The 20407-nt window shown below is 64.1% G+C and carries 26 protein-coding genes; 14 read left to right on the top strand and 12 right to left on the bottom strand.

What is annotated here, in order from left to right; all coding sequences use genetic code 11:
• The first annotated feature begins 202 nt into the window (after positions 1 to 202).
• The gene (locus E2484_RS18865) at positions 203 to 907 is read left to right on the top strand and encodes a DUF7504 family protein (RefSeq protein ID WP_137286749.1); all 705 of its coding nucleotides are present in this window, start codon (positions 203 to 205) and stop codon (positions 905 to 907) included.
• A gap of 8 nt (positions 908 to 915) precedes the next feature.
• A complete protein-coding gene (locus E2484_RS18860; RefSeq protein WP_137286748.1) occupies positions 916 to 3051 on the top strand; it encodes a hypothetical protein in 2136 nt (711 codons plus the stop codon).
• Here E2484_RS18860 and E2484_RS25175 read toward each other — a convergent pair whose 3' ends face one another.
• Entirely contained in the window at positions 3052 to 3198 is a 147-nt protein-coding gene (locus E2484_RS25175) for a DUF7503 family protein (protein ID WP_170977421.1), read from the bottom strand.
• A 158-nt stretch (positions 3199 to 3356) separates the two neighbouring features.
• On the opposite strand from E2484_RS25175, the gene E2484_RS18855 reads away from it, so the two are divergent.
• A complete protein-coding gene (locus E2484_RS18855; protein ID WP_137286747.1) occupies positions 3357 to 3662 on the top strand; it encodes a DUF5779 family protein in 306 nt (101 codons plus the stop codon).
• Positions 3663 to 4049: 387 nt separating this feature from the next.
• On the opposite strand, the gene E2484_RS18850 is transcribed toward E2484_RS18855, so the two are convergent.
• Positions 4050 to 4727 carry a VOC family protein gene (locus E2484_RS18850; RefSeq protein WP_137286746.1) on the bottom strand — a complete coding sequence of 226 codons (678 nt, stop codon included), beginning with the start codon at positions 4725 to 4727 and terminating at the stop codon, positions 4050 to 4052.
• 111 nt (positions 4728 to 4838) lie between these two features.
• On the opposite strand from E2484_RS18850, the gene E2484_RS18845 reads away from it, so the two are divergent.
• Together E2484_RS18845 and E2484_RS18840 are read left to right on the top strand one after the other, a co-directional pair.
• Positions 4839 to 5513 carry a hypothetical protein gene (locus tag E2484_RS18845; protein WP_137286745.1) on the top strand — a complete coding sequence of 225 codons (675 nt, stop codon included), beginning with the start codon at positions 4839 to 4841 and terminating at the stop codon, positions 5511 to 5513.
• Between the two features lie 126 nt (positions 5514 to 5639).
• Positions 5640 to 7718 (top strand): caspase family protein, encoded by a 2079-nt coding sequence (locus tag E2484_RS18840; RefSeq protein WP_137286744.1) that lies wholly within the window; start codon positions 5640 to 5642, stop codon positions 7716 to 7718.
• A gap of 2 nt (positions 7719 to 7720) precedes the next feature.
• Here the strand turns inward: E2484_RS18840 and E2484_RS25775 are convergent, their stop codons facing one another.
• Complete coding sequence (locus E2484_RS25775; protein ID WP_321112734.1) at positions 7721 to 7855, bottom strand: DUF7503 family protein; 135 nt, start codon at positions 7853 to 7855, stop codon at positions 7721 to 7723.
• 186 nt (positions 7856 to 8041) lie between these two features.
• Here E2484_RS25775 and E2484_RS18835 point away from each other — a divergent pair, with 186 nt between their 5' ends.
• The gene (locus E2484_RS18835) at positions 8042 to 8455 is read left to right on the top strand and encodes an MPN domain-containing protein (RefSeq protein ID WP_137286743.1); all 414 of its coding nucleotides are present in this window, start codon (positions 8042 to 8044) and stop codon (positions 8453 to 8455) included.
• 12 nt (positions 8456 to 8467) lie between these two features.
• Here the strand turns inward: E2484_RS18835 and E2484_RS18830 are convergent, their stop codons facing one another.
• The 3 genes from E2484_RS18830 to E2484_RS18820 all read right to left on the bottom strand — a co-directional run bounded on the left by E2484_RS18830 (position 8468) and on the right by E2484_RS18820 (position 9794).
• Positions 8468 to 8677 (bottom strand): ribbon-helix-helix domain-containing protein, encoded by a 210-nt coding sequence (locus E2484_RS18830; protein ID WP_115796150.1) that lies wholly within the window; start codon positions 8675 to 8677, stop codon positions 8468 to 8470.
• A gap of 73 nt (positions 8678 to 8750) precedes the next feature.
• Positions 8751 to 9344 carry a class I SAM-dependent methyltransferase gene (locus tag E2484_RS18825; RefSeq protein ID WP_137286742.1) on the bottom strand — a complete coding sequence of 198 codons (594 nt, stop codon included), beginning with the start codon at positions 9342 to 9344 and terminating at the stop codon, positions 8751 to 8753.
• Positions 9345 to 9518: 174 nt separating this feature from the next.
• The gene (locus E2484_RS18820; protein ID WP_137286741.1) at positions 9519 to 9794 is read right to left on the bottom strand and encodes a DUF7111 family protein; all 276 of its coding nucleotides are present in this window, start codon (positions 9792 to 9794) and stop codon (positions 9519 to 9521) included.
• 345 nt (positions 9795 to 10139) lie between these two features.
• On the opposite strand from E2484_RS18820, the gene E2484_RS18815 reads away from it, so the two are divergent.
• Together E2484_RS18815 and E2484_RS18810 are read left to right on the top strand one after the other, a co-directional pair.
• Entirely contained in the window at positions 10140 to 10292 is a 153-nt protein-coding gene (locus E2484_RS18815) for a DUF1059 domain-containing protein (protein WP_170977420.1), read from the top strand.
• Positions 10293 to 10387: 95 nt separating this feature from the next.
• Complete coding sequence (locus E2484_RS18810; protein ID WP_137286739.1) at positions 10388 to 10681, top strand: helix-turn-helix transcriptional regulator; 294 nt, start codon at positions 10388 to 10390, stop codon at positions 10679 to 10681.
• A 167-nt stretch (positions 10682 to 10848) separates the two neighbouring features.
• On the opposite strand, the gene E2484_RS18805 is transcribed toward E2484_RS18810, so the two are convergent.
• Genes E2484_RS18805 through E2484_RS25765 form a run of 3 tightly spaced genes read right to left on the bottom strand, consistent with a single transcriptional unit; the run spans position 10849 to position 12407 of the window.
• Positions 10849 to 11991 carry an acyl-CoA dehydrogenase gene (locus tag E2484_RS18805; protein WP_137286738.1) on the bottom strand — a complete coding sequence of 381 codons (1143 nt, stop codon included), beginning with the start codon at positions 11989 to 11991 and terminating at the stop codon, positions 10849 to 10851.
• A 27-nt stretch (positions 11992 to 12018) separates the two neighbouring features.
• Entirely contained in the window at positions 12019 to 12222 is a 204-nt protein-coding gene (locus tag E2484_RS25770) for a GrpB family protein (protein WP_321112732.1), read from the bottom strand.
• A complete protein-coding gene (locus tag E2484_RS25765; protein ID WP_321112731.1) occupies positions 12168 to 12407 on the bottom strand; it encodes a hypothetical protein in 240 nt (79 codons plus the stop codon). The genes E2484_RS25770 and E2484_RS25765 overlap by 55 nt, the downstream gene beginning before the upstream one ends.
• A gap of 147 nt (positions 12408 to 12554) precedes the next feature.
• Between E2484_RS25765 and E2484_RS18795 the strand changes: the two genes are divergently transcribed.
• The gene (locus tag E2484_RS18795; RefSeq protein ID WP_137286736.1) at positions 12555 to 13625 is read left to right on the top strand and encodes a phytoene/squalene synthase family protein; all 1071 of its coding nucleotides are present in this window, start codon (positions 12555 to 12557) and stop codon (positions 13623 to 13625) included.
• An 18-nt stretch (positions 13626 to 13643) separates the two neighbouring features.
• Here E2484_RS18795 and E2484_RS18790 read toward each other — a convergent pair whose 3' ends face one another.
• On the bottom strand, positions 13644 to 14504 hold the full coding sequence (locus E2484_RS18790; protein WP_137286735.1) for a 3-hydroxyacyl-CoA dehydrogenase family protein: 861 nt from the start codon (positions 14502 to 14504) through the stop codon (positions 13644 to 13646).
• A 96-nt stretch (positions 14505 to 14600) separates the two neighbouring features.
• Positions 14601 to 15191 carry a cysteine hydrolase family protein gene (locus E2484_RS18785; protein ID WP_137286734.1) on the bottom strand — a complete coding sequence of 197 codons (591 nt, stop codon included), beginning with the start codon at positions 15189 to 15191 and terminating at the stop codon, positions 14601 to 14603.
• A gap of 146 nt (positions 15192 to 15337) precedes the next feature.
• On the opposite strand from E2484_RS18785, the gene E2484_RS18780 reads away from it, so the two are divergent.
• From E2484_RS18780 to E2484_RS18765, 4 genes are all read left to right on the top strand, one after another.
• Positions 15338 to 15970, top strand: a complete 633-nt coding sequence (locus E2484_RS18780; protein WP_137286733.1) for a helix-hairpin-helix domain-containing protein — start codon at positions 15338 to 15340, stop codon at positions 15968 to 15970.
• A 145-nt stretch (positions 15971 to 16115) separates the two neighbouring features.
• Complete coding sequence (locus E2484_RS18775) at positions 16116 to 16910, top strand: class I fructose-bisphosphate aldolase (protein ID WP_137286732.1); 795 nt, start codon at positions 16116 to 16118, stop codon at positions 16908 to 16910.
• On the top strand, positions 16907 to 17797 hold the full coding sequence (locus E2484_RS18770; RefSeq protein WP_137286731.1) for a class 1 fructose-bisphosphatase: 891 nt from the start codon (positions 16907 to 16909) through the stop codon (positions 17795 to 17797). Before E2484_RS18775 ends, E2484_RS18770 begins: the two co-directional genes overlap by 4 nt.
• Before the next feature lie 168 nt (positions 17798 to 17965).
• A complete protein-coding gene (locus E2484_RS18765) occupies positions 17966 to 18880 on the top strand; it encodes an extracellular solute-binding protein (RefSeq protein ID WP_170977419.1) in 915 nt (304 codons plus the stop codon).
• On the opposite strand, the gene E2484_RS18760 is transcribed toward E2484_RS18765, so the two are convergent.
• On the bottom strand, positions 18841 to 19305 hold the full coding sequence (locus E2484_RS18760; protein WP_137286729.1) for a hypothetical protein: 465 nt from the start codon (positions 19303 to 19305) through the stop codon (positions 18841 to 18843). The two genes, E2484_RS18765 and E2484_RS18760, sit on opposite strands and share 40 nt — an antisense overlap.
• Before the next feature lie 205 nt (positions 19306 to 19510).
• Here E2484_RS18760 and E2484_RS18755 point away from each other — a divergent pair, with 205 nt between their 5' ends.
• Positions 19511 to 20281, top strand: a complete 771-nt coding sequence (locus E2484_RS18755) for a DUF4397 domain-containing protein (protein ID WP_137286728.1) — start codon at positions 19511 to 19513, stop codon at positions 20279 to 20281.
• The last annotated feature ends 126 nt before the right edge of the window (positions 20282 to 20407 follow it).

Genomic DNA, 20407 nt, shown 5'->3' with positions numbered 1-20407 from the left:
TGCAGTCGGCCGATTTTCGACGCAGGTCTGCGTCCCGACGGTTCGCGCCGATACGATTTAGAGAGTTGCTGCTCGTTACCACACGTGGGGTGGAAAATACGCTCGGAAGGCGTTGCTTGCGCACGTATCGCTGCGGGATTCTCTGTCCGGCTTTAAAGGAATACAAAATTTTATTTTCACCCACTCTCAGGTATGAGACGAGATGTCACTCCAGCGGGCAAGCTTTCGCGGAGACTGCTCGACCCAAGATTTTCAGGAGGTGTTGAAACGGTTCAAGAGCGACGGATGCAATCTCCTCGTTACGGGCACCGTTTCGGAAGACGTGACGGTAACGGCGACGCAGACGCTTCTGGGCGCGCCGAACGCCGACCGCAAGCGCGTCGTCGCGCTGGCCGACTCCCGACGCGGAAACGTCTTCGAGCGACTGCCGCCTGGCGTCGAGTCCGACGACCCGGACGTGTGGGTCGTAGACCAGCACGCGCGCCAGCGTTCGGTTCCGAAGGCCGCAAAGAGCAGGGACTTCGACCTCCCGGCCGCGAACGACGACCGGGACGTACTGACCCGTCTGCGCGAGGAGATCGTCGCCGCCATCGGCTACTTTCAGGAGACCACCGACGGGTTGGACCCCTCGCAACTTCGACTGTCGGTGTCGTCGCTCGGCCGACTGGTCCACGAACGAGGTCCGAGCGATGTCGCGCAGTTCGTCCGGTCGGTCTCGGCGATGGTGCGCGGGGTCCGCGGCATGGGCCACTACCACCTGCCGCGACCCGACGACGACGACGTCGTGGACCGACTCTCGCCGCTGTTCGACGCCCGAATCGAACTGCGCAAGCGCGACGGACTGCCGACCGAACAGCGCTGGCACGTGCCACAGCACGAACAGTCGACCGACTGGGTACGCCTGTGAGGTGATTCATGGACCCGACGTTCGAGAACACTCCTGAGCGAACCGGCGTCGAGATAGCAGACCCCATCGAGAACGCCCGCTTCGAACTGTACACTCCGCGAGCAGTCGACCCGACGCCCGTCCCTGCCGACGAGTTCTACTTCCCCGTCGATGCGGCAGTCGTCGTCGAGACCAGCGCCATCGTCGTGCCGAAACTGGCGAACGTTCTCGTCCGAACCCGGTCGGGCGAACTCGTCGCCGACAACGCCGACCGCGTCGACAGGTCGTTCGACCCCGGCGCGTACGCCGTCGAACTCAGCACCACACCGATGAAGCTCTACCTGTCGGTCGAGAGCGCGGTCGAACTCGGCCACGACGAGGCGGCAGTCCGAGTCGCCTTCGACGGCCCGACCGAGGTGGCAATCGGCGCGCGGTCGTTCCACGACCAACCCGCTGGCACCGTTACGACGACTGGCGACCCCGCGGGTGCGATGGACGCGATTTCGCTTCTCGGGTCGGCGTTGAAGACGACCAGTCCCGAGCGGAGTTTCCCCACACTGCGGGGCCACCCGCCGCTGGTCGAAGTCGGCGACTCGTTCGACGCGCCCGGGGGCATCGAATGCCCCGACACCGGCGTCCGAATCGAGGTTCCGGCCGACTACGAGTACGTCTACCCCGTCGCCTCGCTCGCCTACTACCTCGGCGCGGAGGTCGTTCCGGCCGCCGACCCCAGACTCGTCACCGACGACGGGTTCGAGTACGACCTCGCCGGACCGCTCGGCTACGAGGAGACAGTCGGGCGCGTCCTCCGTCAGACGTTCTTCCTCGACTGCGTGACTCGAACCGAGGGCTACTATCAGGTCGACCTCCACGAGCGGCGAGCGGTCGAACCCTACGTTGACTTCGATTTCGCCGACCTCTACGACCGGACGCTGGCCGAGCGACTCGACGCCTACCTCTCGATTCCCTACGAGACCGTCGCGGAGTTCGTCCCCGAGTGGAGTCTGACGACCGACGTGATGGCGAGGCCGGACAACGTCGAGGTGCTACCGTTCGTCGCCACCGACCTCGCGCTGGTCCGGTGTCCGGGCGACCCGACGGCCGCGTCGGTGTGCCCCACGCCGGAACCCCTCGACGAGTTCTTCCGGAACGAACCGACCGGCGACTCCGCCACGACCGGTTGCGCCGTCGACTCCGCGACCGACGACTTCACTCGAAGCACGACCGACGCCGACTCCGCGACGCCTTCGCAGGGCGAGATCTTCAACCCGGAACCGGCCGAAACCGCCGAACACGCGTGGGTCGGCGAGGGGTTCCCGCTCGGAGCGAACAAGGCGACCGTCGAGTCCTACCGGCGGCGCGTCCAACGGTCGACTCCCGACAAGACCGACATCGAGATTCACGTCGTCTGCAACGACGAGCGCATGATGGAGGAGGGCGTCGTCGAGGAGTTCTACGGCCTGCGCGACCTCCTCCAGTTCGACGTGTCGGTCCACGACGGACTCACGACCGACGAACTCCGCGAGTTGCTGGCCGAACCCGCCGACTTCCTCCACTACATCGGCCACGTGGACGACCAGGGGATTCGATGTCCCGACGGCCACCTCGACGCCCGCACGCTCCCGGACGTGAACGTCAAAGCGTTCGTCCTCAACGCCTGCCGGTCGTACGCGCAGGGCGAGGCACTGGTCGAGTCCGGAAGCTACGGCGGCGTCGTCACCCTCGCGGAAATCGCCAACAGCGTCGCCACCCAGATCGGCCAGTCGCTCGCGCGACTCCTCAACTGCGGCTTTCCGCTTCGAGTCGCGCTGTCGGTCGCCAAGGAGACGACCCCGCCCGCGTACCAGTACGTGACGGTCGGAGACGGAGGACTGACGCTGTGTCAGAGCGAGAGCGGAACGCCGATGCAGATACGAGTGAACCGGATGACGGAAGACCGATTCGAGGTCACTCTCCAGACTCATCCGACTCGGGAGTACGGAATCGGGTCTATGAACACGACGAACATCGTCGAGTCGGACACGCGCTATCTCGGGTCTGGGACACTCGATACGTTTACTGTGTCCGAAAAAGAACTAAATCAGTTCTTGGGACTGGAAACGATGCCCGTCACGCTCGATGGGAACCTGTACTGGTCCGACCGAATCTCGGTCGAAGAGTTTTAATTACGGACCGTTGTTTGCAGTTGCGGCGTTCGCCGCCGCGTTTCCTGCCTGCATCAGGAGCAGGCAAATCGTGAACAGTGCGCCCGCCATCCGGGGATGTGCTTCGAGGTAGTCCGCCATCTCGTTCCGCAGCGTGGTTTGTGGCATGACCACTTGTGGCAATGACGGCCCCGTAATTGAACTTGTTTAAAAGATGGTAATAGAAAAATTCTTGAAATAGATTACGGCCATTTATTTAAAATAGGCGGTTTCCAAACGACCCTCAGGGGGCAAGGATTTTGCCGGGGGAGTGCGAGCGAGCGCGTATGGATAGTGGGTTCGACCTCGACCTCCAGACGGTCGAGGAGGAGATAGAAAACGGCGACGACGACCACGAGCAGAGCGACCGACGAATCGTCCTCGGAGAACTGGACGGAACGACCGACGAGTGCGAGTGGTTCGAGGTCATCGACCGGGGCAACGTCCTCGTGTTGGCTATCGAGGGCGAACTACCGGAGTTGGCGGCCGACCTCGCCCCGCGAGTCAAAGAGCGCGGCGGCAGTCTCATCCACTTCCGGGAGTTTCTCATCGTGACGCCCGCCGACGTGAGCGTGGACACGGACCGACTCTGAGGCGACTGGGCTCGGAAGACGAGCCCACGTTCGCGCGCTGTGACGTACGCCATCGAGTCAGCGTCTGTACCAGTTCGTCGAGGAGTCGGAGTGGTTAGCTACTGTTCGGACCACGGAGTTTACCGTACAGCACCGCCTCGTACTGCAACCGCACGATATCGTCCCGAACCGCAACCGCGGTCCTTACCCTGCCTACTCATTCGCTCTCTGCGGTCACTCCCTCGTCGCTTCCGCAGACTGCTGGTCGACGCAAAGGTTTAGGTACGAAGGCGCGGCCAACCTTGCTCGGACGCTCCGGGTCGTCTCGGGCGAGCGACCCACAGTCCGACTACCCCGAGAGGGCTGAGCCAGACAGCGTCGGTAGCCCCGAGGAGGTCGGTAGCGTCGCTACCGGAACGTCAGATAGTGACCATCGGGGTCGCGCACGCGCACGCCATCGTCTATCTCTTCTACCGCGCAAACGTCGTCGCGGACCGCCTCGGCCACCGACTCCGGGTCGTCGGCCACGAATCCCACGTCGACGTGGAGACCGCCGCGAGCGTCGGCTATCCCGAGTTGCGGTTCCCAGAGTTCGAGGTCCACCGGGCCACCGAGGCGGAGTCGGCGGCGCTCGTCGCCGCGGTCCACCACCTCGAATCCGAGCGACCGGTAGAGCGATTCGGCGCGCGCGAGGTCTTCTACCTCCAGCACGATTTCGAAGACGTCGGTGATGGCGGCTTCGCCCCCGCCGACGCCGCCGATTTCGACGCAGTTGCCGTCCGGGTCGTAGAAGTACAGCGACTTCGCACCGCCGAAGTCGAACTCCGTGAGGTCGAACGACTCAGCGAGTCGGTCGTACCACGCGGCGTAGCGGTCGGGCGGCGCGGCGAAGGCGTAGTGGGTGTGGACCCCGCCGCGGGGCACCTCGCCGGGTTCCCGCAGGACGAGATTCGTCCCGCCAGCGTCGAAGACGACTTCGCCGTCGCCCTCGCGGACCACCGACAGATCTAGATGGGTCTCGTAGAACTCGCGGGCGCGGTCGAGGTACTTCGCTTCGAGCGCCAGCCATCGCAACCCCGAAAGCATGGCTACGAGGTACGAACGCCCGGCGCTTAAACCCCCGCGTGGCGACGGCGGAGAGTCGCGCGACCGTCCCCGTCGGTGGGGATTTTGTGGCTTCGGTCCGTAACGACGGGTATGCCCCTGAAGAAGACCGAGTCCGCGACCGATTACGAGGAAATCGACCGCTGGGACGACGGCGTCGGGTGGATAGCCCACCCGGACGAGACGATGTTGCGGGCCAGTCACGCGCTCGCCACGGACGCCGGCGTCTGGGTGACCGACCCCGTAGACGCCGCGGGAATCGACGACCTGATCGCTGAGTTCGGCGACGTGGCGGGCGTCGTCGTCCTCCTGAATCGTCACTACCGGGACGCGAACGACATCGCCCGGCGTCACGACGTTCCGGTCTACGTCCCCGCGTGGTTCGACCGGGTTCCCGAGCTAGAGGCCGAACTCCACCGATTCGACGCCAGGTTGCCGGGCACCGACTATAAACTCCTGAAGGTCGCCGACTCGTTCGGCTGGGAGGAAGCGGCGCTCTACGACGACGAGCGGGGAACCCTCGTCGTCTCCGAGAGCGTCGGCAACGCGCCGTACTTCACGACGCCCGGCGAGCGAATCGGCGTCCACCCCATGATGCGACTCACGCCACCTTCGGAACTTCGGGGTCTCAGACCCGAGCGCGTCGTTCTCGGTCACGGACGCGGAGTGTTAGACGACGCGGCACGTGCGCTCGACGACGCTATCCGAGGTGCGCGACGGTCGACTCCGAAGTTGTACGCCGAAAACTTACGCATGTTGTTACGATAGTAGGCGGGTGCTGTCGAGACGATAGACCGGACCCGGCGATAAATTTTTGGAGCTACGTTGTAAATTGGAACACATGCGTTTCTCCATAGGGGTACACTCGACGCCGAGAAAACGGGGGGCGTGGCCGTGACGCTCTCGTTCGACCCCACGTCGGTCCGGCCCGGCGTCGAGATTCGGGACCACATCGAGCGGAGAACGTACGCCCTGCACACTTCGTCGGTAGTCTCGCCGACGCCGACCGACGACGACTTCCGGTTTCCGGTGGACGCGGCGGTCTCCGTCACGACCGACGCCGTCACGCTCCCGTCGTTCGTAGCGACCTACGTTCGGGACGCTGACGGCGAGATGCGTCTCCAAGTACGGACGGGAACCGACCGACGACTTCCGGAGGGAGCCTACCGAGTCGAGGTGTGCGCCCCGATGAAGTTGTACCTCGCGGTCGACGGACCGGTCTCGGTAACGGCGAGCGACGACCGGATTCGTTTCGAGTTCGAGTCCGAGACCGAGGTCGGGGTCGGCGCGCGCTCGCACCACGAACGTCCGGCGGCGACCGTCACGACGACCGAAGACCCCCGCGACGTGATGACTGCGCTTTCGACGCTCGGGTCGGCGCTGAAGACGACCAGCCCCGAGCGGAGTTTTCCTACCCTGCGGGGCCACCCGCCGCTGGTCGAGGTAGGTCGAGAGCTTCGCGTACCCGACGAACTCGACGTGCCCGAGACCGGCGTTCGTATCGAACTGCCGCCCGACCGGGGACACGCCTACGTCGCTGCACCGCTCGCGTTCTACCTCGGTGCGGAACTGGTGCCGGGAAGTACACCCCGAATCGTCACCGACGACGGGTTCGAGCACGCTCTCGACGGTCCGCAGGGATTCGAAGAAGCCGTGGCCCGCACCCTGAAACAAACGTTTCTCCTCGACTGCGTGACCCGGACAGAGGGGTACTACCCGGTGACGTTGCACGAGCGGGAAGCGGTCGAACCCCACGTGGATTTGGACTTCGCCGACCTCTACGACCGGACGCTGGCCGAGCGACTCGACGCCTACCTCTCGGTCCCTTTCGAGGTCGTCGCCGAGTTCGTCCCGACGTGGAAACTGACGACGCACGTCGACCCGACGCCGGAGAACGTCGAGTCGATACCCTTCCTCGTCGACGACTTGGCGGTCGTCCGCACGCCCGATACTCGGCAGACGACCGCACAGCGCCCGACCGCGGCGGTCGGTGAAGTCGCCCGCGACGGCGAGTCGAGCGACGAGTTCACCAGAAGTACGGCCGGGTCGAGCGAGACCTTTCCGCTGGTCGAACCCGAGCGAACCGACTCGGTGGAGCAGGCGTGGCTGGGCGACCACGCTCCGGTAGACGCCAGCAAGGCGACTCCGACCGCGTTCCGGAATCGCCTCGAGCGAGAGACAGACGACGATGACATCGAAATCGCCGTGGTGTGCAACGACACCGCGATGGACGAAGAGCGCGACATCGCGGCGGAGGTGTACGGGTCCCGGGAGAACCTCCCGTTCGACGTGACGGTCCACCGCGACCTGACCGTCGAGCGACTCCGCGACGTACTGGCCGAAGAGACCGCGTTCCTCCACTACATCGGACACATCGACGATAACGGGTTCGAGTGTGCGGACGGCTACCTCGACGCGGCCGACGTGGAGGACGTCGGTGCCGAGGCGTTCATGCTGAACGCCTGCCAGTCCTACGACCAGGGGATGGCTCTGGTCGACGCGGGGAGCGTCGGTGGCGTGGTCACGCTCAGCGACGTTATAAACAGCGGCGCGGTCAGGGTCGGAAAGACGATGGTTCGCCTGCTGAATCGTGGGTTCCCACTCCGAGCGGCGATGTCCATCGCCCGGGGTCGGAGCATCGTCGGGAATCAGTACATCGTAGTGGGCGACGGAAATCACGACGTCGTCCAGACCGAAAGCGGCGTCGCCGTCCTCTGTGTCATCGACACAGGTGACGGGGACGACGAGTTCGAGGTGACGCTACGAAGCTACGTCTCGGGAGAGGGCGGAATGGGCGGGTTCTTCACGCCTCTCTTCGGCGACGCCGATCGGTATCATCTCACGTCGGGCGAACACGGGCCGTTCTCGCTCACGACCGACGAACTCCGGACGACGCTGGCGCTCGAAGACTTCCCGGTCGAAATCGACGGGAAGTTCGAGTGGAGTAACAGTATCGACTTGGACGCGTACTGATTTTACGGTCCGTAACACGACGCCGCGACTGCACCTGCGGCGTTCCCCGTTTGCGAGAGCAACAGTAGCATCGTAAACAGTACACCCATCATCCGGGGATTCGCTTCGAGGTACGTAGTCAGGTCGGTTTCTGCCATTACACCAAAAGGTAATAGCTATTGTAATATAAAATATTCTATATATTTCGAGACATGTTTGCGTCTGACGCAAGTCTGACGGACGGCATGTGTACTGAAAATAGTTACCACTTCTCGTGTTCTCGACGGAAGTTCACAGTCGTCGGGAGGCAGTATCGTTATACATCGACGGCACCAAACGTGCGTGTGGTATACGTAACCCGGGGACTCGTGAGCGTGTTACTCGACTTCGCGGCAGATGCCGAACCGGACGAGGTGACGGTTTCGCTCGCGGTTACGCCCGCCGGGGAGTTGGAGGGCATCGAAGACGTTCCGCCGGACGTTCCCGTGTTCACTCACTTCTACCCGCCCGACGCCGGGAAGTCGCTGACCGCGGTGTTCGGCGTCGACCTCTCGGTTCCGGCCGGGCAGACGCAGGGCCGATTCGTCTCCCACCCTCGGGGGAATCTCGAAGTCGCCAAGACCGACGACCTCCACGAGGCAATACTTGTCGCGGTGCCGCCGTGGGAAGAGTCGTCGCTGGCGGTGTTCGACCGCTCGGGCCGGAAGCAACCGCTGGAGGTCGTCGACGCGGAACCACCGACCGAATCGCTGGTCTGATTCGGCGGGACGCTACTCCAGATAACCGAGTTCGCGCAGTTGCCCGGTTATCTCCTCGAACTCCGATTCGGTGAGCTGGCCCTCTTTCTGGTGCTGGATGACGATGCTCCGGAGCAGAAACCGCACGAGGTCGCTCGTACTGGAGAAACTGGTCCCCTCGATGGTCTCGTCCACTCGGTCGGCGAGGTCCTTCGGAATCGAGACGGTAGTGTATTCGGTCATGCCCGGGAATGGGACCGCACGCGGGATAGATGTTGTGTCCTGGCTCGTATCACGTCGGTAGTCACGTTCGCGTTCACCGTTCGAACACGAGTGCGTAGTGATACGGCGGTAGCTCGACCTGCCGGGCGAGCGTGAACCCCGCCGCGGCGAGAACGACGTTCTCGGTCTCCTCGGGCGTCATCCGCAGGTCGGTCGGTGGACCTCGCGGACTTCCCTCTATCGTCGTGGTCTCACGGGACAGGTCGTGCCAGTTGACGACGACCAACCGACCACCGGGACGGAGCGAGTCGAACGCCTGCTGGACGAACCCCGTCATGTCTCCGACCCCGTGGAACGTGTTCGCTATCAACACGTAATCGACGGGCTCCGGTAAGTGGCGAGCGAGTTCTCGGGCATCGCCGCGAATCGGTTCGACGTTGTCGATTCGCTGTTGCTCTGCCAGATGGGTGAGTTCGTCGAGAGCGTCCGTGTCGAGTTCGAGCGCGTAGACGGGTGCTGGTTCGGTGATTCGCGCCGCGGGAAGCGCGAAGTAACCGTTTCCGCACCCGACCTCGACGAGAGTCGTTCCGGACGCGACCCCGAGTTCTCGGAGCGTCTCGCCGGGCGTCGGCCAGAGTTTCCCCCACCAGTCCCAGTCCGGTAACGCAGTATTTTGGAATTTACCCATTACTGTAGGCTCTGGTTCCGGCGGTAAAATAGGTTCTCCTCGTCCGCGATTACTCGTTCGCTCCGTCCATACCGGTCGAAGGCGTCGTGGTATCTAAGCAATCAGAATAATTTCCTTAGCTGTGTAGATACATCTCTTGGGTAGATACAGTTATACGAAGCGACGTGACCGAGGCTACATCCCCATGTCTTCGGCGTCGTCGGGGACCGGCAAGTCGTGTGGCGACGCGCCGAGCAGTTCGGCCGCGTGGTCCAGCGCCATGTCGAACCCGTAGTAGCGTTCGAGTTCGTCGCCGTCGGCGCTCGGCCGGACTTTCAGCATGGCGTACCCCTCGACGTTCTGTGCGATTGCGGCGGTCGCACGGCCGGATTCGAACTCCAGCACACGCTCGTCGTCGGTCTCGTAGTAGCGGGCCGTAATGCCCTCGTCGGTGTCTTCCTGTTCGGTCATGGCCGGGGGTTCGGGACGGTGACAGTCGAAGGTACCGATTCGTCTCTAAGGATGAGTAGAGATAGAATCAGAGTGAAGACTACCGCCGAGACAGATTCTGTTCTGTTTTTGAAAGCCCCCGCGAGTGCGCGGCCCCTTTATCCCACCCCTGGGGTTGTTCCGCGGAGCTTTCGTGTCGGATGATTGGTCGAGCGTTTGTGGTAGTGGTTAGTCAGTCGAGCGTTTGCGGTAGTAGTTGGTCGGCCGAGCGCGCCCGCTCCGACGCCGCCATCGGCAACCACCGTAGCTTTATCACCTCGTGCGTGCCACCTCTGTGGCGGGGGTTGACAACAGATGCCAAAGCACATGGCTTGTCGAGACCAGGGAATGGACTGCGACTTCGAGATCACCGACGAGCACGAGGAGGAGATGGTCGATTTCATCCAGATTCACGCCCGATCACAGCACGACATGTCCGTCTCGGAGGACGAGGCGCGGAACATGATGGAGACGACCTGAGCAGTCCGCTGGTCGCCCCGAATCGACTCACCGGCTACCGTTTTTTCCGCGCCCGAAGCGCAAACGTCGTAGTCGTTCGGCCAGATTTTCCGACCATGACCAGATGGCTCCAGAGCGGGCGACGACGCGACGTCTGCGTCCTGCTGTACGACGCCGACGCGCTTCGCGGCCAGAGTCTCAAGACCCGACTCGAAGACCACTACGACACCCACATCGACTCGAAGTCGTTCTACGGCGCGCTCGAATCGCTGATTCAGCAGGGGTTCGTGGAGAAACGTACCGAGGGGATTCACGAGGCGTACGCGCTGACCGACGCGGGCGAGAAGCGGGTGGAAGACCACTTCGAGTGGATGCGCGGGAAAGTGGGCGAAGACCGGTCACCTGAGTAGTCGGGAGAGATTTCCGACCGTGACCACGGTCAGTAGGCCAGCCACGACGACCCTCTCCCCTCCTCCAGTTGGAAGTAGTTTCACGACGACCAACACGACTCCGAACAGCAGACCGACCGCCGGAAACCAGAGGAATCGAACCCGGAGAAACGAACCGAGTAAACGAATCACTCCAGCAGTTCGTTAGCGATGGTGTTCCGCAGGACCTCGCTGGTCCCCTCGTAAATCTCGTTCAACTTGGCGTCCCGGTAGTAGCGTTCTGCCGGGAAGTCCTTGGTGTAGCCGTAGCCGCCGTGAATCTGGATGCCCTCGTTGGCGACTTCGCGGGAGACCTCCGAGGCGTATAGTTTTGCCTGCGCGGCCTGCTTGATGTAGTCCTCGCCGCGCATCTTGCGGTCGGCCGCGCGGTGCATCAGCATCTTGGCGGCCTGGACCTTGGTGTCCATGTCGGCCAGTTTGTGCTGGATGGTCTGGAACTCCGAAATCGGCTGGTCGAACTGCTCGCGGTCCTGGGAGTATTCGAGGGCGTCTTCGAGCGCCGCGCGCGCGAGACCGATGGACCGCGCCGCGATGGTGATGCGCCCGCCGTTGAGCGTCTTGAGCGCGTGGACGAACCCGCGGCCCTCCTCGCCGAGGAGTCGGTCCTCCGGGATGCGCATGTCGTCGAATCGGAGTTCGGCGGTCGGACACCCCTTGTCGCCGAGCTTGTCCTCGGTACCTTCGACGTGGAAGCCGTCGTCCTCCTCTGGCCGGACGACGAACGACGAGATGCCCTTGCTGCCCGCCTCGGGGTCGGTCTTGGCGAACAGCGTGACCGTGTCGGCGACCGAGCCGTTGGAAATCCAGAGCTTTCCGCCGTTGACGACGTACTCGTCGCCGTCCCTCTCGGCGGTCGTGTCCATCGCGGGCACGTCCGACCCCGCGCCCGCCTCCGAGAGCGCGAAGGCACCGACGTCCTCACCGCGGTTCAGGGGAGTGAGGTACTCCTGCTTCTGGTCCTCGTCGCCGAACTCGTAGAGCATGTTGCCCGCGAGACTGGTGTGGGCCGCGACGACGGTTCCGAGACCGCCCGACCCTCGGGAGATCTCCTCCAGTCCGATGGCGTAGGAGTGGTAGTCGAGACCGGCCCCGCCGTACTCCTCGGGGAACGGCATCCCCATCAGGCCGAGGTCGGCCATCTCGTCCACGAGGTCCTGCGGGAACTCGTCGGTCTCGTCTATCTCGTCGGCGCGGGGCTTGATCTCCTCGTCTGCGAACTCCGCGACCATGTCGCGTATCTGCTTCTGCTCGGCGGAGAGACTGAAGTCCATGCGCAAAAGTTGCGCCGGAACCACCCTTTAGTTTTCCCTTCGCGGCGCGGGGTCGTCCGTCGCCGTCGCCAGGACGCGCTCGACGAACTCGCCCTTCTCCTGGGTGTAGGCGTCCCGGTCGTCGGGATGATCGCGGGCCAACTCGCGCTTTAGCTCCTCGTACTCCCGTACTCGGTTTAAAAGAGTTTGCGACGGACGTCGTCGGCCGCGAGCGCGCCCTGGAGGAGCCACGATGCCGCGGGGTGCTTCGGTGCGACGCTGGCCGCCCCGAGCAAGAGGAAGGCGCGCTTGGGCTTGCCGTTTCGCAGGGCGAGGGCGGCTTGGAGGACGAACGACGCGACGTTGAGCCGGTTCTTCTGGAACTTCAGCGGCTTGCCGACGAGGACTTTTGCAGCGTCTTTCGGAGTCGGAATCATACCCGAATCGACGTGACGGGCGAGAATAAACGTTGGGCCGGGTCCACCGGGCGACTCTCACCCACGCTGACTCTCGTTTCGCTGGCGGTAAGTTCTAAGTTGTTTGCTCAAGCTTTTCAATCTCGGGACCCTAAGCATCAAAAGTCAATGGATACGGAGCCGCCCACCGAACGTCTCGACGACGCCGACATCGACTGGTGTTTCGATGCCGTCCAAGGGGTTTCGAGAACGTTCGCCATCACTATCGACGTGTTGGAAGAGCCGATGGCCTCCTACATCTGCGTCGGCTACCTGCTCTGTCGCGTCGCCGACACCGTAGAGGACGCCGGACACATCCCGCCGGAGGAGCAAGCCCGCCTCCTGCACCTGTACGATCGGGCACTCGACCCCGACGACCCGACGAGTATCGAGGAGTTCCGAAGCGCCGTCGAACCGTGGCTTCCCGCCAACGCCGACGAACTGGAGACCGACGAAGACTGGGACGTGGTGGCCCGCTCGCCGCGCATCGTCGCCACGTTCCAGTCGCTGGGCGACGACGCCCAGTCGGCCATCTACCCGCCGGTGAGCGAGTTGGTCCTCGGGATGGCCGAGTTCGTCGAACGCTACGAGGACGACGGCGGCCTCCGAATCGGAACTATCGACGAACTCGAAGAGTACTGTTGGTACGCCGCCGGGACCGTCGGCGAACTCATCACCAACCTGGTCGCCCAGGACGTGGACGACCGTCGCGCGGAGGTCCTCCGGGCGAACGCCCGCGGGTTCGCGCTCTTGCTCCAGTTGGTCAACGTCGCCAAGGACGTATCCGACGACTTCCGCGAGGAGAACAACGTCTACCTCCCGGCGACGTGGCTCCACGAACGCGGCGTCAGTCCCGCGAACGTCACGGCCCCCGAGAACGAGACGGCGGTCGCTGGCGTCATTCGCCGAGTCACGCGCCACGCGCGAGGATACATGGACGACGCCCAGCGCTACCTCGAAGCCCTCCCCGAGTCGCAGGGTAACACCCTCGAAGCGTGGGCCATCCCCTACCTGCTCGCGGTCGGCACCAGCCGCGAACTCCTGAAGCGACCCGAGGACGTGGTACAGGAAGGCGGCGTGAAAGTCTCTCGCGCCGAAGTGATGGGACTGATTCAACTGTTCAAGTCCGACGGCGTCGAGCGCGAGCGAATCGGCGAACTTCGGGCGCAGTTGGAAGAAGAGCCGTTCTCGCCGTCGTGAACCCCTCGAAGGTCTTCTTCAGTACTCGTAGAAGCCCTGCCCGGTCTTCTTGCCGAGGTCTCCCGCGTCGACCTTCCGCTTGAGCAGATAGGCGGGCTTGTACCTGTCACCCAGTTCCTCGAAGAGCGTCTCGCTCGCGTCGAGACAGATGTCGAGTCCGATGTGATCGGCGAGTTCGAGCGGCCCCATCGGGGTATTCGTACCGAGTTTCATCCCCTTGTCGATGTCCTCCTTGGTCGCCACGCCCTCGTCGTAGGCTCGGATGCCCTCGTTTATCCAGGGCATCAGGATGCGGTTGGTGACGAACCCGGGCTTGTCGTCGGATTCCCACGTCTCCTTGCCGAGGTCCTCGGCGAACGCGTGGGCCAACTCGGTCACGTCGTCGTCGGTCTTCTCGCCGACGACGACTTCGACGCCTTTCATAATGGGCACGGGGTTCATGAAGTGGAGTCCGACGATCTGCTCCTCGCGCTCCGTGACCGAGGCGATGGTCGTGATGGAGAGCGTGGAGGTGTTGGTCGCCAGCACCACGTCCTCGGGAATCTCGTCGTCCAAATCCTCGAAGATGTCCTGCTTGACGTCCATGTCCTCGAGCGCGGCCTCGACCACGAGGTCGCAGTCCGCGAGGTCGGCGAGTTCCGTAGTACCCGTGATACGGTCGACGGTCGCCTCGGCCTCGTCCTCGCTGATTTCGTCCTTGCTCACGAATCGGTCCAGACTGTCCTCTATGGAGTCGAAGCCGTTCTGGACGAACTCCTCCTCGATGTCGCGCATCACCACGTCGTACCCGCTCTGGGCCGCGACCTGCGCGATGCCGCTCCCCATCGTGCCTGCACCGACGACGCCGATACTCCCGATGTTGTCGAGATCTCGTACCATACTAGGCAATTCTTGCGGTCGGGTCGTAAGGCTACCGAAGTTACGAATCGGGCGTTCGACTCGGAAACGTCCCCCGGCGGACGGTTGGGGTCTCGGCTACGACAGTTCGGCGAGTAACTCGTCGGTGTCGGCGATGCGAGCGAACTCGCCGCGGAGGTGGGCCAAGGCGACCCGATGGTTCTGGGGAGCGGGGATTTCGGTTCCGTCCGGGGCTTCCCGGTCGAAAGTTGCGGTCGCGTCCGAGACCACGACCACCCGGAAGCCGAGGTTCTCGGCCATCCGCGTCGTGGTCGAGACGCAGTGGTCGGTCGTCAGTCCTGCGACGACGAGAGTCTCGTACCCTCGCTCCCGGAGCCACGACTCCAACTCCGTGCCGACGAACGCGCTGTTGACTCGCTTGACCACCTCGATTTCCGCGGGCCGGTGGCCCGCGGACTGGCCGTCCGCACGTCGGTCGTCCGCGGGTTCGACCTCCGACTCGAACGCGAACCCCTCGCTGTCGCGCCGGAGCGGGGACTCGGCGTCCCGGGAGTCGTGTCGGACGTGGACGACAGGGAGACCAGCGCGCCGCCACGCATCGAGGAGGTCGGCCGCGCGCTCCTCGGCGTCGGGGTTGTTGCGCGTCCCCCACGACGGGTCGTCGAACCCCTGCTGGAAGTCTACGAGAACCAGGACCGGGTCGTTCATACTGTCACCTTCCCAACTCGGGGACGTAGGAGTTTCGTTGTCGAATTTCCGAACGGTATCTATATCGAATCTGTTTAACTTCCTCTACACTATGCAAAACATTCAAGCCCTACCAGTGTGAGTCCGAAACAAACTGGTGACGCCCCGTGAGCCAAAACGACGCCTCTGACGACGAATTCACCGACGGCGTGACGGAGTTGAGAGACATCCACTTCGTCGGCCCGGCGACTGCCGAGGTGCTGGCAGACGCCGACTTCGACGCGACCGGCATCATCGACAAGTCGGTCTCCTACGAGATGCTCATCGACGCGGGCGTGAACCCCGGCGTCGCCACTCGCTTGCGGAAGAAACACTCGCTGCACTGGTCGTTCGGAGGGAGCGACGAGAACGACGACTCGCTCGAACAGCGCTCGGAGAAGATTCGAGGGCTTCAGGACGACGAACGCGCGTGGGTCGCGGCAAGTAACGGCGACTGGGAGTCGAACGAACCCGAGACCACCGAGACGACGAGCGGGGACTGGACGCCGACCGGCGAGGCGTCCACCGACGGGAGCGGGGCCGCCGAAGAGGCCGAGGCGGCGTGGCGCGAGCGGAGCAAACCCGACCCCGTGACCGACGTGCCCGGCGTCGACGAGGAGATGGCCGAGATACTCGCCAACGGCGGCGTCACCTCGGTTCGGAGTCTCGCCACCGCCGACCCCGAACACGTCGCCGACTCGCTCGGACTCGACGCCGAACGCGTCTCCGAGTGGCGAGACGACGCCCGGGACCTCGCCTGAGTTTTTACTATACGAGTAGTAATTTATTGGTTTGCTAAAACGGGGTTACGTCGCTTTTAGCGGCTCTTTATGCTCTCTGAGACGGTTTCACAGGGGAAGCACCGACCATTAGACTCTTATGCGATGTTACCGGAGATTGGAATAGATGATACCACTCGAAGACTCTCCGGTAACGCGCGACGGCAAGGCACTCATCCTCGCTTACGACCACGGATTGGAACACGGACCTTCCGCGGACTTCAGTTCGGTGCCGGAGACGCTCGACCCCGAGCAGATCTTCGACATCGCCACGCACGACGCGGTCACGTCGCTGGCGGTCCAGAAGGGAGTCGCCGAGACGTACTACCCCTCCTACGACGACTCGGTGAACCTGCTGGCGAAACTCAACGGCACCAGCAACCTCTGGATGGGCGAACCCCACTCTCCCCAGAACTGGTCGGTGGAGTACGCCGCCGAACTCGGGGCTGACGCGGTGGGATACACGGTCTACTCCGGTTCGAACCACGAGAAGGCGATGTACGAGGACTTCCGCGACGTGCAGGAGGAGGCCCACAGCGAATACGACCTGCCGGTCGTCATGTGGTCGTATCCGCGTGGGCAGGGCCTGAAGAACGACACCAAAGAGAGCGTCATCGCTTACGCCACCCGCATCGCGCTCGAAATCGGCGCGGACATGGCGAAGGTCAAGTACCCCGGTGCCCGGGAGTCGATGGAGTGGGCGGTCCAGTCGGCGGGTGACATGCCGGTCGTCATGTCCGGCGGGTCGAAGGTCAGCGACTACGAGTTCCTCTCCAGCGTCGAGGCCGTGATGGACGCCGGCGGGTCGGGACTCGCGGTCGGGCGGAACGTCTGGCAGCGCGACGAACCCGAGCGCATCCTCGACGCGCTCGAACAGGTCATCTTCGAGGACGCCACTGCCGACGAAGCCCTCGACGAATGAGCGACGCCGAATCGCCGAACGCGAAGTCGAGCGACCCGATTTCGGACGCCATCGATGTCGTCGCCCGGTCAGCGCCCGAAATCCGGGGCGGACTCGCGGGCCGCCGCCGGAAGACCGACGACGAGAACGCGAGCGGCGAGACCCAACTGGCAGCCGACGTGTGGGCCGACCAGTTGCTCGCAGAGCGACTCACCGCCATCGAGGGCGTCGGCCAGTTCGCCAGCGAAGAGCGCGAGGAGGTCGTCGATTGCGGAGACGACGGGGATTACGCGGTCGCAGTAGACCCCCTCGACGGTTCCTCGAACCTCGTCTCCAACAACTCGATGGGGACCATCCTCGGAGTGTACGACGGTGAACTCCCCGCCAGTGGCCGGGACCTCGTCGCCGCGGCGTACGTCCTCTACGGTCCCATCACGACGATGGTCGTCGCCCGGGACGGCGAGGTGACAGAATACGTCGTGGAAGGCGACGGCGACTCCGACGCCGAACGCCGCGCGGTCCGCGAAGGCGTGACCCTGCCCGACGACCCGACGGTCTACGGGTTCGGGGGGCGCGTGCCGGACTGGACCGACCGCTTCGCCGACTACGCCAGCGACGTCGAGGACGAACTCAAATTGCGGTACGGCGGTGCGATGATAGGCGACGTGAACCAGGTCGTGACCTACGGCGGGGTGTTCGCCTACCCCGAACTTCAGTCGCGGCCCGAAGGCAAACTCCGCCTCCAGTTCGAGGGCAACCCCATCGCGTACATCGTGGAGTCTGCGGGCGGCGCGTCCTCGAACGGCGAAGAGTCGCTTTTGGACGCCGACGCCGAGGCGATTCACCAGCGCACGCCGGTATACGTCGGCAACGAGGACCTCGTCGACCGACTCGAAGCCGAGTTCTGAGGGACGCTTGGCCGTCGGCCGCCTCTTTTCGCGGGATACCGAGAACCGTGAGATTGCCTCGTGACCGTCGGAATCGGAATCCGCTTGCGACGCCGAGCGAATCGAGAACGTGGCGTAACCATTACTGGTTACGAAACTCTTTTCGAGTATCGTATTGTCGTTACCTCCGTGTCGAGTCGGCGCGACGTCCTTCGGCAGGGTGCAGGTCTGCTCGCGGCCGGGAGCGCCGCAGGCGTCGGCGCGCTGGCGGTCCGGCCGGGCGCCGACGCGGAAGATTCGAGTGAGAGCGGGGAAGACTCCACGCTGTGCCGAGCGAACGTCCTCGTTGCCGGGAGCCTCCAGCGACTCGCCAGCGAGTTCGGCGACGCGAGCGTCGAGGCCCACGGAAGCGTCGCCTGTCGTCGTCTGCTCGAAGACGGCCTGCGCGACCCGGACGCGGTGGCGCTGGCCGACCCGACGCTGTTCTCGGGTATGGCCGAGCGCGTGACCTGTTTCGCCACGAACGCGCTGGTCGTCGCCTATCGACCCGAATCCGTGGCCGCCCGACACGACGACTGGCGCGCGCTGGTCGCGGACTCGGACCTCTCGCTCGGCCGGACCGACCCCGAACGGGACCCGCTCGGCTACCGGACCGCGATGGCGCTCGACCTCGCGGAGGGTATCGACGTCGAGTCGGTCCTCGCCCGGACCGACGTCTTTCCGGAGACCGGACTCCTCCGGACGCTGGAAGCGGGTGGCATCGACGCCGCGTTCGCCTACCGGAACATGGCGGTCGAACACGACCTACCCTCGCTCGTACTCCCGGACCGTATCGACTTCTCTGACCCCGCGCTGGCCGACGAGTACGCCGGAGCGAGCGTGGAGTTGGCCGACCGAACCGTCTCGGGGTCGCCGATTCGCTACGCTGCACACGCCCGCACCGACCGCGGCCGCGAGTGGGTGCGCGCTCTCGCCTCGGCGCACGAGACGCTACGCGCGGCGGGGTTCGGCGTGCCAGAAGGCTATCCGAAAGAAAAGGACGTTCGGGACGCGGAGTCGGAAAATCAGGTCTCGAAGTCCGGAAGGTCTTCGGGCGCTTCGTAGTCGGCCTCCCAGTCGATGTAGTCGGACTCCAGAACGTCACAGACGATCTGGCCGAGTTCGGTCATCGCGGCGTTGATGCCAGAGACCGCGTTCCACGAGTCGAGGTCGGCGTGGTAATCGCGTGCCTTCCAGTCCTCGGGGATGCCCGGCGCGTGGTAGCCGACTCGGTCGGCGAAGTCGTCCCAGAAGAAGTCGAACTCGCGGAACAGGCCGAGTTCGCGGGCGATTTCGAACTCCGACTCGTCGAGGTCGGTGTGTTCGGACCACTCGCCGAACGCCTCGGCCCACGCGCCGTCGCGCAGGAACTCCTCGAGTTCGGTCCGGCGGTAGTCGGTGTCGCCCTGGATTTCTACGTCCTCGTACTCCTGCATGTCGGTCTCTTCCGCGAGTTCGGGCGGATCCGGAACCGCCACGTCGAGTCCCATACTCGCCGAGTACGAGAGCGACGCCGATAAGCGTTCCTTCCGAAGAGGCGTTCGCCCGCGTTAGAAGGGTTTTATGCGAACGGGGGCGTGGTCGTCACTTCTCGGGGCCCGACCGTAATCCGCGTTTTCGTCGCTTCTACGTCACGTTACGCCGTAAATGGTCGTGGCGATTTATGTACACATCGTCCTGAAGCCCTGTCGCAGTATGTGTGAGACACAGACGAACAAGACGAGACGAGTGGTGACGGTCGGCGTCGCCGTGCTGGTGTTGACGGGATTCGTAGGGGTAGGGATAGCAACCGTCGGAGCCAACGGTTCGGGAGCAGCGCAGGTCCGGGTGGCACACCTCTCGCCGGACGCGCCCGCAGTGGACGTACTCGTGGACGGCGAACCGGTCCTCGAAGGCGTCGAGTTCGGCACCGTCAGCGACTACCTGCAGGTGCCCGCGGGTGAGCGGACGGTGACGATCCAGACGAGCGAGGACGAATCGGTCGTCTTCGAGGGGAGCGTCACCGTCGAGGCCGGGACGATGTACACCGTCGCGGCCATCGGCGAGGTGAGCGAGGAGACCTTCGAACCGGCGATTTACGTGGACGACTTCGAGACGCCCAGCGACGAGAACGCCTCGGTCCGACTCGTCCACGCCTCGCCCGACGCGCCCGCCGTGGACGTGACCGTCGAGGAGTCGGGTGCAGTTCTCTACGACAACGTGACGTTCGGCAACGCCACCGACTACGTGGAGGTTCCCGCGGGCGACTACACGCTGGAAGTCCGGCCCGCGACCGAGGACAACGACGGCGAGGTCGTGACCACCTTCGACGTCTCGCTGGAGGGCGGGACGGTGTACTCGGCGGTCGCCGCGGGCTATCTCTCGCCCGACGAGGCACCGGCAGACGTGCCGTTCGACCTCATCGTGGCGACCGACAGCGGCGATGGAACGACGATGAACGAGACGACCACGACCGAGATGGGGTAAGTCGAGAGACATCACGAAATATTTCTTTTCGGCGACGGTAAGCCAGATTTCGACCGGCCGGAGCGTGGTCGGGTTGCGGAAATCGACGTCTTGATTTCGGTTGTGTCGGTTACGCGTATGGGTTGT

The organism is Halorussus salinisoli (assembly GCA_005239435.1).
Classification (GTDB): domain Archaea; phylum Halobacteriota; class Halobacteria; order Halobacteriales; family Haladaptataceae; genus Halorussus; species Halorussus salinisoli.
Note: the sequence above shows the minus strand (reverse complement) of the source record. Positions and strands in the feature narration are given on the sequence as shown.

Coding starts and splice junctions, on each gene's coding strand:
- E2484_RS18865 (WP_137286749.1), top strand. CDS start 203: ATGTCACTCCAGCGGGCAAGCTTTCGCGGAGACTGCTCGACCCAAGAT.
- E2484_RS18860 (WP_137286748.1), top strand. CDS start 916: ATGGACCCGACGTTCGAGAACACTCCTGAGCGAACCGGCGTCGAGATA.
- E2484_RS25175 (WP_170977421.1), bottom strand. CDS start 3,198: ATGCCACAAACCACGCTGCGGAACGAGATGGCGGACTACCTCGAAGCA.
- E2484_RS18855 (WP_137286747.1), top strand. CDS start 3,357: ATGGATAGTGGGTTCGACCTCGACCTCCAGACGGTCGAGGAGGAGATA.
- E2484_RS18850 (WP_137286746.1), bottom strand. CDS start 4,727: ATGCTTTCGGGGTTGCGATGGCTGGCGCTCGAAGCGAAGTACCTCGAC.
- E2484_RS18845 (WP_137286745.1), top strand. CDS start 4,839: ATGCCCCTGAAGAAGACCGAGTCCGCGACCGATTACGAGGAAATCGAC.
- E2484_RS25775 (WP_321112734.1), bottom strand. CDS start 7,855: ATGGCAGAAACCGACCTGACTACGTACCTCGAAGCGAATCCCCGGATG.
- E2484_RS18830 (WP_115796150.1), bottom strand. CDS start 8,677: ATGACCGAATACACTACCGTCTCGATTCCGAAGGACCTCGCCGACCGA.
- E2484_RS18825 (WP_137286742.1), bottom strand. CDS start 9,344: ATGGGTAAATTCCAAAATACTGCGTTACCGGACTGGGACTGGTGGGGG.
- E2484_RS18820 (WP_137286741.1), bottom strand. CDS start 9,794: ATGACCGAACAGGAAGACACCGACGAGGGCATTACGGCCCGCTACTAC.
- E2484_RS18815 (WP_170977420.1), top strand. CDS start 10,140: ATGGCTTGTCGAGACCAGGGAATGGACTGCGACTTCGAGATCACCGAC.
- E2484_RS18810 (WP_137286739.1), top strand. CDS start 10,388: ATGACCAGATGGCTCCAGAGCGGGCGACGACGCGACGTCTGCGTCCTG.
- E2484_RS18805 (WP_137286738.1), bottom strand. CDS start 11,991: ATGGACTTCAGTCTCTCCGCCGAGCAGAAGCAGATACGCGACATGGTC.
- E2484_RS25765 (WP_321112731.1), bottom strand. CDS start 12,407: ATGATTCCGACTCCGAAAGACGCTGCAAAAGTCCTCGTCGGCAAGCCG.
- E2484_RS18795 (WP_137286736.1), top strand. CDS start 12,555: ATGGATACGGAGCCGCCCACCGAACGTCTCGACGACGCCGACATCGAC.
- E2484_RS18790 (WP_137286735.1), bottom strand. CDS start 14,504: ATGGTACGAGATCTCGACAACATCGGGAGTATCGGCGTCGTCGGTGCA.
- E2484_RS18785 (WP_137286734.1), bottom strand. CDS start 15,191: ATGAACGACCCGGTCCTGGTTCTCGTAGACTTCCAGCAGGGGTTCGAC.
- E2484_RS18775 (WP_137286732.1), top strand. CDS start 16,116: ATGATACCACTCGAAGACTCTCCGGTAACGCGCGACGGCAAGGCACTC.
- E2484_RS18770 (WP_137286731.1), top strand. CDS start 16,907: ATGAGCGACGCCGAATCGCCGAACGCGAAGTCGAGCGACCCGATTTCG.
- E2484_RS18760 (WP_137286729.1), bottom strand. CDS start 19,305: ATGGGACTCGACGTGGCGGTTCCGGATCCGCCCGAACTCGCGGAAGAG.
- E2484_RS18755 (WP_137286728.1), top strand. CDS start 19,511: ATGTGTGAGACACAGACGAACAAGACGAGACGAGTGGTGACGGTCGGC.